Origin of the sequence: Oceaniglobus trochenteri (assembly GCF_020529025.1) — a bacterium.
In the GTDB taxonomy this organism is placed as follows: domain Bacteria; phylum Pseudomonadota; class Alphaproteobacteria; order Rhodobacterales; family Rhodobacteraceae; genus Oceaniglobus; species Oceaniglobus trochenteri.
In genome coordinates, this window is sequence record NZ_JACNMM010000026.1 from 1 (window position 1) to 10,048 (window position 10,048).

Below are 10,048 nucleotides of genomic sequence, written 5' to 3' on the forward strand. Positions count from 1 at the left end.
TCGCCATGGAGCAGGGCCTGCGTTTTGCCATCCGCGAAGGCGGCCGCACCGTCGGCGCCGGCGTCGTGAGCAAGATCACCGAGTAACCGGAGCGCTCATCGCTCCCTCGCGGTCGCTCTTCGCGAAGAGGGACCGAAGGAACCGATGAGCACGACGGTCAGGAAATGGAAACGCCCGCCGCACCCCGGCGGGCTTTTTCGTTCAGGCCGCGCCGATCACCTCGCGCGGGATGGCGAAATCCACGCAACGGCCCAGACCCGGCAGCACCAGCGCCCAATCCTCGACGTCGAAATCCACCACCAGCGTTGCGCAGGTCGGATAGCTGCGGAACCGCGCGTGTTGCGGGGCCCGGCGCACCAGGCTTTCGGCCAGAATCGCCGCGCCGGGATTGTGCCCAACGATCAGCACCACCGGCTGTGTCGCCTGCGCCAGAACGCCGAGAATCGTGTCGGGGGCCGCGTGGTACAATGCGTCATGGAAGGTCACGTCACAGCCGGAAAGGGCGGGTTTCATCCCTTCCCAGGTTTCCACCGCGCGCCGTGCGGTCGAAACCAGCGCCTGCCCCGGCAGGTGGCCGCGGTCGCGCAGCCAGCCCCCCATCGCCGTAGCCGATGCCTGCCCCCGGGCATTCAGGACACGGTCGTGGTCGTCGAGGGTCGGATCGTCCCAGTCGGATTTCGCGTGGCGGGTCAGGATCAGGCGCAGGGTCATGTGGCGAAGGCTTTCATGTGGAATTGCGATTGTGCCGGCAGGCGCCCCCGGCCGACAGGACAGGCGCGACGCACGGCGCAACCTGCCGTCAGGCAGCCCACCCCGGCCGATGTGCCCAGGAACCGGCGACAGGCCGGCACGTCGTATCCGCCCGGCGTCAGGGCATCCACCGGGCAGGCGGTGCGGCAGGGCTGTCTTGCGCAGGTATCGCAGGGGCGCGGGGCCGGTGCGGGCAGGTCAATCCGATCCGACAGGCACAACGCCCCCCGGAAACTGACGAACAGCCCGGCTTCGCCATGAACCAGCAGGCCAACCGGCGAGGTCCAGACCTGAGCGGTCTTCAGCGCCCAGCCGATGAACGGGTGCCAGGGCGGCCCGCCGAAGGGAAAGACCACATGCGCGCCAAGCGTTGCCGCCACCCCGCCCAGGGCGCGGCGCGACCAGCGGTCGAGGGGGTCATCCTCGCCGTCGCCATATTCGGGCTGGCGGGTGAAATGGGGCCAGAAGGCGGGTTCATCCGGGCCGATCAGAAGAATCGTTCCGGTCCCGCCGGGGGCACCGTCGTCCGGCCCCGGGTGAAAGCCGCCAAGCACGGTCAGCCGATTTGGGGCCAGCGCCTGCGTGACCCGTGACAGGGTCATCTGGGGGCGCGGATCAGGCTTCCGGCGCCGTGGTCGGTGTAAAGCTCAAGAAGGCAGGCGTTGGGCGCGCGTCCGTCCAGGATGACCACGGCCCGCACTCCGCCGTCGATCGCCTCAAGCGCGGTTTCGACCTTGGGAATCATCCCGCCCGCAATCGTTCCCTCCGCGATCATCAGGCGGATCTGTTCGGGTGTCATTTCCGTCACCACATCGCCGCCGGCATCCTTCACCCCGGCCACGTCCGTCAGCAGCAGCAGGCGGTCGGCCCGCAGCGACGCGGCAATGGCCCCGGCCGCCGTATCGCCGTTGACGTTGAAGGTTTCGCCCGCCCGGCCCGCGCCAATGGGGGCGATCACCGGAATGATCTCGGAGGCATGGAGCGAGCGCAGGAAGTCGGGGTTATAGGCCACCGGCGTGCCCACGAATCCCAGCGCGGGATCGGTCTGTTCGCAGACCATCAGTTCGGCATCCTTGCCCGACAGCCCCACGGCCCGCACTACCCCGCCCCCGGCGGCATTGACCGCCTGGACGATCTTCTTGTTGATCAGGCCCGACAACACCATCTCGACCACCTCGACCGTGGCCTGGTCGGTCACCCGCTTGCCGCGCACGAAGTCGCTCTTGATGGCAAGGCGGTCCAGCATGGCGTTGATCTGCGGCCCGCCCCCATGCACGATCACCGGGTTCACGCCCGTCTGCTGCATGAAGACGACATCGCGGGCAAAGCTGGCCATGCCCTCGTCGCTGCCCATGGCGTGACCGCCCAGCTTGATTACGACGGTCGCACCATCATATCTCTGCAGATAGGGCAGGGCGGCGTTCAACGTCTGTGCGGTGGCGATCCAATCGCTTTTCATGGTGGTCTGCTTTTTCATGGCTGTCCCTGACACGTCACACCCTGTTAATCTGTTGCACCGGCCCGCTCAAGGGGTCGAACCCGAAGGGAGCGAGTTGTGGAGGAAATACCCCGTCAGCGCACGCTGGTCCTGACCGGCGCCAGCCGTGGCATCGGCCATGCGACGGTCAAACGGTTCTCGGCCGAAGGCTGGCGCGTGCTGACCTGTTCGCGCCAGCCCTTCGACGCCCGCTGCCCCTGGCCGGGCGGCGCCGACAACCACATCCAGATTGACCTCGCCGATCCGAACGACACGATCCGCGCCATCGACGAGATTCGGGCGAAACTGGACGGCCGGCTTGATGCCCTGGTCAACAACGCCGGAATTTCGCCCAAGGGCCCCGAGGGCGAGCGGCTGGACACCATCAGCACCGATCTGCGGACTTGGGGGCATGTCTTCCACGTCAATTTCTTTGCGCCGGTGGTTCTGGCGCGCGGGCTGCGCGATGAACTGGCGGCGGCGGGCGGTGCCATCGTCAACGTCACCTCGATCGCGGGCGCACGGGTGCATCCCTTCGCGGGGGCCGCCTATGCCACCTCGAAGGCCGCGCTGGCGGCGCTGACACGGGAAATGGCCCATGATTTCGGCCCGCTGGGGGTGCGCGTGAACGCGATCGCCCCCGGAGAGGTGGAAACCTCGATCCTGTCGCCGGGCACCGACCGTATCGTCGAAAAGCTGCCCCTGCGCCGCCTCGGCCAGCCCGGAGAGGTGGCCGATGTCGTCTATTTCCTGTGCTCGGGGCAGTCGAGCTATGTCACCGGAACCGAGATCGAGGTGAACGCAGGCCAGCATGTCTGAGAGATGACGATTTTTCTCGAAACCCCTATGGACACCCCGCCCGCCCGCGTCTAGAACGCAGCAGCCCCGGCGGAGCAGAGAGAAACATCTGAAGCCGCCATCCCGTGCCCGGGTAGCTCAGGGGTAGAGCAGTGGATTGAAAATCCTCGTGTCGGTGGTTCGATTCCGCCCCCGGGCACCACTAAAATAGCTGAAATCATTTGGTTTTGTTGTCATGTCTGGTCCTTACTCGGATCGGGTTTGACGCTTTTCGGCGACAGGTTTGACAACCTTCGCGAGTCTTGCGTTCTCTTTTTCCAGCGTCTCCATGGTTTCGCGGTTCTTGTCGGCAAGGTTGGCGGACCGCGAATAGTGCCGGGCCATGGACGGCGTTTTCTGCCCCAACAGGTCCGCGATACGCCGCTCATCGAGCCCCGCCTCGCGCAGCGTCGTTGCCACGGTGTGGCGCAGTCCCTTGAGTGTCAGGCCCGGCGCGATCAGCCCTTCTTCCTCCAGTCCGGTCTTGAAGCGGTGCCAGACGGTCGAAAAGCCGTTGTAGGTCCAAGGCCCGCCCTGCGAGCTGGCCAGCACCGTGGCCGCTTCATGCGCGGGGATGCTGTCAAGGGCGGCCTGCAGGGTCGGGCTGACGGGAATCGCCACCTCTTCGCCGGTCTTGCCGCGCACGCCCCAGATCGTGTCGCCATCGATCTGGTCCTTGCGCAGCTTCAACGCGTCCGACGGGTCGAGCCCGGTATTCATCATCAACGCCAGCGCCACCCGCACATGCGGCTTGGCGCGGGACAGGACGATGTCGCGCTCATCGATGCTCCATGGCCGGTTCGCATAGGCGCGGTCGCGTGGGCGGCGCTTGGGGATCACGTCCTTGGCGTAGTTGGCGGCGATCAAGCCCTGCGGGATGGCATGGCGGAATACCTCGCTAATCAGGGTGCGCACCATGTTGGCCCGCCGCCAGCCGATCTTTTTCGCGGCCTTGTCGTGGATACCCGCGATCAGCGGCGTGTCGATCACATGGACTGGCGTGTCGCGGATGGGCGCAAGGAAATCCGCGCATTTGCGGTAATCGCGGCGCGTGGCCTCGGCCAGATTGGCGAAATGCCCGGTCTCGAAATAGCCCTTGATCAGCCCGCCAAGGGTGCCCGCGCGAGGGCCTTTCTCTTTCTGCGCCACGGCTATGGCGCGGATCGTCTCGCATTGTGCCAGAAACTCGGCCGATCCCAACGGCGCTTCGGTCAAGTCGATCTTGTGGCCCGTCGCGCGGTGGTAGCAGCGCATCCGGCCGTGGCGATCCTTGAATATCTTGAACCCCTTGACGCGCACATGGGTCATCAGAGTCGGTCCAGAATGTCGTCGCGCGTCATCTCGACATGGTCGGCCTTCATCGTGTCGATCCAGCGGTCGATGTCGCGCCGGTCCCACAGCAGGGTGCCCCGAGCCAACTCGACTGGTCGCACCGGGCAGCTCGCCTTGAAATGCTTGATGGCGAGGCCGGTGTGCTAGCGGCCTCGGACTGTTTCAGCATGCGCTTGTCGATCACGCTGATGTTGAGATTGGTCGTGCCCATCGGCTCTCCCCCTAATCAATTCACACTCGATACCGAACCATTCCTCTCACTCTCGTCCCCGCGCAGCTTGGTCGCGCGCTTCTGGAACCGCTCCCAGCCTGTCATGGTAAAGAGGCGGGTCTTGGGCGTGATCTCGACGAATTCGAGCCGCCCGTCGTTCATCAAAGCACGAATCTGCGCCGTGCTGAGCCCCACGAGGGCGCCAAGTTCCTTGGGCGACAGCAGTTTTTCCTGTAACAAACCTCTCTCCTTTCCTGCAAATGGACGAAAACGCATTGAATGCGGTGCTTGGCCGTGGTTCGATGGAGAAACGCAGGCGTTAACGCACAAACGTGCGCTTATATGCGTTCATGCGTCACGGCAAGCTGAATGATGGCAATATTGGTGAATCGTCCGGATACCTACCTCGGCGGCCTCGGCGCGCGCATGGCGATCGCGCGCAACGAGCTTGGCCTGTCGCAGGCCCGGATGGCCGAAGCCCTCGGCATGTCGCAGCGCGCCTATCAGAGCTACGAGACCGGCAAGCGGTCGATGCCGGTGGAGGCGCTGGTCGACATGCACCGCCAGTTCGGCGTGGACCTGAACTGGATCCTGCTGGGGGTCGAAGCTGTGCGCCCGGGCCATGATCTGGCTGCGCTGGAAGGGTTCGAGACGGCGCTGGACCGCCATCTCGGCGCGACCGGCATCCGCCTGAAAAGCGAGAAACGCGGGGCGATCGTCGCGCGCTGGTACCGATCGTTCCTGGAAGGGAAGGAAATCCCCATGGACGACGTCCACACCTGGATCGAATTGTTGAGAGAGTGAAGATGGAAATCGAGAAGAGCGATGTGTGGCAACGCCACCAGCTGGCGACGGTGGAACGGATGCAGAGGGATCTGGCGTGCCTTACACATCCGGTGATCCGGGCGGTGGGGCTGTGCGGGGTGGCGTTTCTGGCGAGTTGGGCGGTGGTGATGGTGCTGGGGGCCAATGCGGAGTTGGGCCCGATGACGACAGTGGTCGCGCTTTCTGCAGCGGTTGTGGTGCTAGGTACCCCAGCTTTTGCGCTTGCTGTGGCGATCGAACGGTACATGCAGCGCCGATCGGAAGGGTCTATGGCCAAAGGAAATGGTGATTGCCTTCGGCCTCATAGCAAACTTACGGACAAAACACTTCGGGAGTCTGGTCGGTGCAGCGACCTGATGTTCACTTCGGGGTCTTCTGGCTAAACAGCAACATCTCGGACAGTCCTTGAGGGGAACTCCGTAGCAGGCCTACCTTGTTGTGAAATCTGGTGGCCGAGCATATGGTTGAATGAGAATGTAAAGCCAAGAGTTCCGTTCTGACCTCCAACTATCGGACGCGACTTCAATTGTAGAGGGAACAACGTGTCTCAACTTGAAATGGAACTCGGCCCCAAATCGGTTCCAACCGATTCACTGCGGCCTAATCCGCACAATCCGCGACGATTGTTTGACAAGCTTCCACTGCAAACCCTCGAAGACTCCATTCGCAGGGTCGGTGTTCTGGTGCCGCTTACTGTGTTTCGGGCTAAGGGTTCCGATAAGTTCACTATTCTTGACGGACAGCGTCGTTGGATTTGTGCGAGCAATATCGGGCTTGCCACGGTTCCAATCAACGAAGTACCAGAACCTGGCACCGCTCAGAACATCGTCACGATGTTTCAGATTCACAAGCTTCGCGAAGACTGGGAGCTCATGCCTACTGCTTTGAAGCTAGGCGTTCTCATGGAAGAACTCCAAGAGCGTAGCGATAATGCTCTCGCCGAATTAACCGGGCTCAACACTGCGGTTGTCACTCGATGCAAAAAGCTGCTCACCTTTGAAGAGCAGTATCAAGACATGATGCTGTATGCTGATCCAAAGGATCGGATAAAGGCTGACTTCTTTATCGAGCTGTATCCTGTCCTCAACGATCGAACTGTTGTTGGCGCGGATTGGTACAATCGGTCCGCAATGATCGAGAGTTTTCTGCGCAAATATAGGGATGGACTCTCGGGGTTCAAGTCAATCACTGACTTTAGAAAAATCAAGCAATATCTTACAATTGCTCGGGCAGCGGGAAAAGAGGCTGAGATACTGAGCCGCCTAGGGAGATTGGTGGAAGACGATGGAATGGAGATCGCTGACCTTGAAATCGATGCTGCGAAAATTCATCGGGAGGCCACAAATCTAGTCCGTACGCTTGAAAAAATTGAAGAGAACATTGATGCGATCGATACGGATGAATTTCTTGGCGAGGAAGAGCTTTGGGTAAAGCTTGAAGGACTAGTTCGGAAAATAAGTGAGAAACTTGCGAGCGCCGATAGGCGCAAGGTTAGTTAGAGCAGGGTGGATTCTTGAATACAGTTGCCGAAGAGATGGCTCAAGATCAGCTGAGTGAGTGGGTCCATCGGTTTCGATTTTACAGAAATCCGCCCGATCGAGGTCGAATCCAGGCGTGGCTTGATCAGTTCGAGCAGCAACATCGTGGCCTAGCGGAAAGGCTGCTGGACATCATCCAAGTGGTTTCTGATCAAGACGTTTTGGTCGGGTATCGCGATTTTCTGCGAAATGCCGATGGATGGGACATAAATGAAGCCCACAGGCGCGGCCGATGGTATTTTGTTGGTTTCGGCGGCTCTGGTGAAAGCGGGCCGCATATGGTCCGTCTTTTTCGCGAAGCAAATGTACTGAATGCCACCAAGTTCGACTCGCTCTTTGTTCACTTGCGCGATTTGCCATCGCTCGGACTGACCGCAGAGGACACGGTCATTTTCATTGATGATATTGCCGGATCAGGAGATCAAGCATGCAGACTTTGGCCAACCATTCAGGAACTTATTGCCTCTGAGGCGAAAGCGGTTCTCTTACTTACTGCTGTAACGTATCGTTCTGAAGCTCGGATATCGAGTAAGACCGAACTCGTGATCGCCTGCCGTGACAACCTCGGAACGGAGTGTGATTTGTTTCACGACGACTGCACTGCTTTTGATCGTGATGAAAAGTCCGTAATTGAAGGATACTGCAAGAAGGCTGACAAATCGAACCCTAGAGGCTACGGGAACTGTGGACTTTTCTATGTTTTGGCGCACAAAACGCCAAATAACTGCCTTCCAATCATCCATGCACACAACAAAAACTGGGGGGGTATTTTGCCAAGGTATACCCCCCTGCCGGATTGAAGCATGGCAGATTTCACCTACATGGGAACGAAAAAGGCGCTGGCCAAGAGAGTGGCTGATGTTTGTGACTTTGGTACAAATGGCCCGCTTCTAGAGCTTTTTTCCGGACTTTCCGCTGTTGGTCGAGCCACTAATGCATCTCGACCGTTATGGTGCAATGACGTCCAGAAGTTCTCCAATCTCTACTGTGACGTACTATTTGCAACACAAGGTGGTTTTTCAGATGTGTCTGAAAATTGGGATACTTTCAGCCACTATTACTTTGACCACTTCCGAGCGCTCTATCAAGCATTCGGCACGTATGCGGAGCGAGAAAGGGAGCTCTGGGTCACACCAAACCATGGCGAGATAGCTGAATGGGAATCGGAGACATTTCCACAATTGCAGTCGACTGGAAAGACGCTGGATCGTCAGACCACGTATCACCTGTTCACCTCAACATATGCGTTGGGTTATTGGGGAGTAGCTCAGGCTATCCAAGCGGATTCCATACGTTGGGCCTTAGACAAAATGGTCACGGAGAAGCTGGCTGGTGAATCTTCCTACAAACTGGCCTTACTTGCACTTTGCCGATCTGTCTCTAACGCGTCTAATTCCACAGGTCACTTTGCCCAGTATCTCACTCCAAGTGCCAAGAATCTTGAGCGAGTTTGGCAAAAGAGAAGGGTATGCGTCTTTGACGCATTTAGAGACGCGATTGAGCAAATTCGGCCAACCGGAGATGAGGCCTGGCGAGCAACAAACAGAATATTTAGTGGCGACGCGATATCCCTCGCTTCAGAGTGGCCTTTCGCGACGCTGACACCAGAGGTAGTGTATGCTGATCCTCCTTATACAGACGATCAATACTCTCGGTATTACCATGTTCTCGAAACGGTTGTGCTCTATGACTACCCGGAGGTGTCCGGCAAGGGTCGTTACCGACCTGGGCGCTTCGTGTCAGATTTTTCTTTGGCCTCCCGTGTGGAAAGTGCTTTTGAAAAAATGATTAAGGGCGTAGCTGACTTAGAATGTTCTATTGTCATTTCTTATCCTGGAAATGGACTACTTCCAAACAGTAGAGAAGTGATTCCTGAACTGCTTGCGACATACTTCCGGAAAGTCTTAAAGCCCATGTCTATTGCCCATCAGCATTCGACGATGGGAGCTAGTAAAGGACCACATAAGCACGAAGTGAGCGAATGGGTTTTTGTGGCACAATCATAAATTTTTATCCGTTTTCACCTCTGATATCGATGAATTTTCTATTCTTTTGTGTGCGGGGTTGCCATACGAGCCGTTTGTGGCGAATAGCCTGAATCCGCCTTTGTGGATGCTGGACTGCCGACCATCAACCCTGCACGCCATACAACTCCCGCAGTTGTGGTGGTACCGGCTCGGCAATATCCCACTGCACCGAAATCGGCGCATCCCCCTCCCAGCCCGCGAATTGCACCGGTCCAGCATAGCGGAACGGGGCTGCGCGGCCATCGCGCAGTTTCGATTTGCGCAGGAACAGGTGAACCGTCCAGCCGGGTTCTGCTCCCGAGATGATGCGGCCGCGCAGGTCGTCGCGGCGGGTGCTGGTCTTGGTCTGCCAGACAAAGCGCGTGGGGCTCGCGAATTGGTCGGCGTAATGGCTGCCGACTGACATGCTGCCTTTGTCCATGGTCACGAGAAGGATCATCGCCCGCACGCCCTTCAAAACCACGATACCGGCGTTCCAAGACCCCGTGTTGAACTGTATCGACCCAGCTGAATCTGCTCCGGTTAAGCCGCTAATGTGAATGCCTCGGCAGGCGTGCGCATGGCAAGGGCCTGATGAGGGCGGTGGTTGTTGTAGAAGCTGATCCAGTCACCGATGACGCGCATCGCGTGCTGGATGGTCTCGAAACGGTGGCGATGCACGCATTGCTCCTTCAGCGTCCGGATGAAGCGTTCGACCATGCCGTTCTGCTGGGGACAGTGTGGGGTGATGAACTCCTGCTTCAGGCCGTAGCTGCGGGCGATCTTGGTGAAATGGTGGCTGGTGAAGACCAGACCGTTGTCCGACCTCAGCAGGAACTCTTTCTCGACCTTGCCCAAAGTGCCGAACCTGGCGATCAGGGCGTGCTCGAGGGCGGCGCTGGCGGTCGTGGCCTTGCCGGACTTCGACAGGTGCCAGCCCAGCAACGTAACCATCCGGCGTGGACCGCGGTTTAGGCCGCTCGCCGAAGTTCGGACGCCTTCCAATTCCAGGGCAGCAGATCCGGCACCCGAGAAGCCGTCGTGCCGGGTAGCCTGGCAAGGACATCAGCGA

Annotated in this window: 15 protein-coding genes and 1 tRNA gene; 8 read left to right on the top strand and 8 right to left on the bottom strand. The window is 59.4% G+C overall.

Going from position 1 to position 10,048, the window contains the following annotated elements; translation table 11 throughout:
- A partial coding sequence (locus H7828_RS22415; protein ID WP_226783293.1) for an EF-Tu C-terminal domain-related protein occupies positions 1-86 on the top strand: 86 nt, incomplete at its 5' end.
- A gap of 115 nt (positions 87-201) precedes the next feature.
- On the opposite strand, the gene H7828_RS22420 is transcribed toward H7828_RS22415, so the two are convergent.
- From H7828_RS22420 to argB, 3 genes are read right to left on the bottom strand one after another with little or no spacing between them, the layout of a single operon-like run.
- The gene (locus H7828_RS22420) at positions 202-711 is read right to left on the bottom strand and encodes a SixA phosphatase family protein (protein WP_226783282.1); all 510 of its coding nucleotides are present in this window, start codon (positions 709-711) and stop codon (positions 202-204) included.
- The gene (locus H7828_RS22425; protein ID WP_226783283.1) at positions 708-1,352 is read right to left on the bottom strand and encodes a ferredoxin; all 645 of its coding nucleotides are present in this window, start codon (positions 1,350-1,352) and stop codon (positions 708-710) included. The genes H7828_RS22420 and H7828_RS22425 overlap by 4 nt, the downstream gene beginning before the upstream one ends.
- On the bottom strand, positions 1,349-2,227 hold the full coding sequence (gene argB, locus H7828_RS22430; RefSeq protein ID WP_226783284.1) for an acetylglutamate kinase: 879 nt from the start codon (positions 2,225-2,227) through the stop codon (positions 1,349-1,351). The genes H7828_RS22425 and argB overlap by 4 nt, the downstream gene beginning before the upstream one ends.
- Before the next feature lie 87 nt (positions 2,228-2,314).
- Between argB and H7828_RS22435 the strand changes: the two genes are divergently transcribed.
- Positions 2,315-3,046, top strand: coding sequence for an SDR family NAD(P)-dependent oxidoreductase (locus H7828_RS22435; protein WP_226783294.1), 732 nt, complete (start codon positions 2,315-2,317; stop codon positions 3,044-3,046).
- 106 nt (positions 3,047-3,152) lie between these two features.
- Positions 3,153-3,227, top strand: a tRNA-Phe gene (locus H7828_RS22440).
- Between the two features lie 44 nt (positions 3,228-3,271).
- Here H7828_RS22440 and H7828_RS22445 read toward each other — a convergent pair.
- From H7828_RS22445 to H7828_RS22450, 3 genes are all read right to left on the bottom strand, one after another.
- Positions 3,272-4,372: a tyrosine-type recombinase/integrase gene (locus H7828_RS22445; protein WP_226783285.1), complete on the bottom strand. Its 1,101-nt coding sequence runs from the start codon at positions 4,370-4,372 to the stop codon at positions 3,272-3,274.
- The gene (locus H7828_RS22915; RefSeq protein WP_281070831.1) at positions 4,372-4,497 is read right to left on the bottom strand and encodes a hypothetical protein; all 126 of its coding nucleotides are present in this window, start codon (positions 4,495-4,497) and stop codon (positions 4,372-4,374) included. The genes H7828_RS22445 and H7828_RS22915 overlap by 1 nt, the downstream gene beginning before the upstream one ends.
- A 125-nt stretch (positions 4,498-4,622) precedes the next feature.
- A complete protein-coding gene (locus H7828_RS22450) occupies positions 4,623-4,847 on the bottom strand; it encodes a hypothetical protein (protein ID WP_226783286.1) in 225 nt (74 codons plus the stop codon).
- 129 nt (positions 4,848-4,976) lie between these two features.
- On the opposite strand from H7828_RS22450, the gene H7828_RS22455 reads away from it, so the two are divergent.
- The 5 genes from H7828_RS22455 (at position 4,977) to H7828_RS22475 (ending at position 8,976) form a co-directional block, all read left to right on the top strand.
- The gene (locus H7828_RS22455; protein WP_226783287.1) at positions 4,977-5,411 is read left to right on the top strand and encodes a helix-turn-helix domain-containing protein; all 435 of its coding nucleotides are present in this window, start codon (positions 4,977-4,979) and stop codon (positions 5,409-5,411) included.
- A gap of 2 nt (positions 5,412-5,413) precedes the next feature.
- Positions 5,414-5,815 carry a hypothetical protein gene (locus H7828_RS22460; protein ID WP_226783288.1) on the top strand — a complete coding sequence of 134 codons (402 nt, stop codon included), beginning with the start codon at positions 5,414-5,416 and terminating at the stop codon, positions 5,813-5,815.
- A 159-nt stretch (positions 5,816-5,974) separates the two neighbouring features.
- Positions 5,975-6,931: a ParB/RepB/Spo0J family partition protein gene (locus tag H7828_RS22465; RefSeq protein ID WP_226783289.1), complete on the top strand. Its 957-nt coding sequence runs from the start codon at positions 5,975-5,977 to the stop codon at positions 6,929-6,931.
- A 14-nt stretch (positions 6,932-6,945) separates the two neighbouring features.
- A complete protein-coding gene (locus H7828_RS22470; RefSeq protein WP_226783290.1) occupies positions 6,946-7,770 on the top strand; it encodes a phosphoribosyltransferase-like protein in 825 nt (274 codons plus the stop codon).
- A gap of 3 nt (positions 7,771-7,773) precedes the next feature.
- Complete coding sequence (locus tag H7828_RS22475) at positions 7,774-8,976, top strand: DNA adenine methylase (RefSeq protein WP_226783291.1); 1,203 nt, start codon at positions 7,774-7,776, stop codon at positions 8,974-8,976.
- Positions 8,977-9,100: 124 nt separating this feature from the next.
- Here H7828_RS22475 and H7828_RS22480 read toward each other — a convergent pair whose 3' ends face one another.
- Together H7828_RS22480 and H7828_RS22485 are read right to left on the bottom strand one after the other, a co-directional pair.
- Complete coding sequence (locus H7828_RS22480; RefSeq protein ID WP_425354968.1) at positions 9,101-9,460, bottom strand: DUF3427 domain-containing protein; 360 nt, start codon at positions 9,458-9,460, stop codon at positions 9,101-9,103.
- Positions 9,461-9,519: 59 nt separating this feature from the next.
- Positions 9,520-9,921 (bottom strand): integrase core domain-containing protein, encoded by a 402-nt coding sequence (locus H7828_RS22485; RefSeq protein WP_226783292.1) that lies wholly within the window; start codon positions 9,919-9,921, stop codon positions 9,520-9,522.
- Positions 9,922-10,048: the final 127 nt, after the last annotated feature.

What these genes read in the sequence shown, in the direction of transcription:
- H7828_RS22475 (WP_226783291.1), top strand. Translation starts at nt 7,774, where the DNA reads ATGGCAGATTTCACCTACATGGGAACGAAAAAGGCGCTGGCCAAGAGA.
- argB (WP_226783284.1), bottom strand. Translation starts at nt 2,227, where the DNA reads ATGAAAAAGCAGACCACCATGAAAAGCGATTGGATCGCCACCGCACAG.
- H7828_RS22460 (WP_226783288.1), top strand. Translation starts at nt 5,414, where the DNA reads ATGGAAATCGAGAAGAGCGATGTGTGGCAACGCCACCAGCTGGCGACG.
- H7828_RS22455 (WP_226783287.1), top strand. Translation starts at nt 4,977, where the DNA reads ATGATGGCAATATTGGTGAATCGTCCGGATACCTACCTCGGCGGCCTC.
- H7828_RS22445 (WP_226783285.1), bottom strand. Translation starts at nt 4,372, where the DNA reads ATGACCCATGTGCGCGTCAAGGGGTTCAAGATATTCAAGGATCGCCAC.
- H7828_RS22425 (WP_226783283.1), bottom strand. Translation starts at nt 1,352, where the DNA reads ATGACCCTGTCACGGGTCACGCAGGCGCTGGCCCCAAATCGGCTGACC.
- H7828_RS22420 (WP_226783282.1), bottom strand. Translation starts at nt 711, where the DNA reads ATGACCCTGCGCCTGATCCTGACCCGCCACGCGAAATCCGACTGGGAC.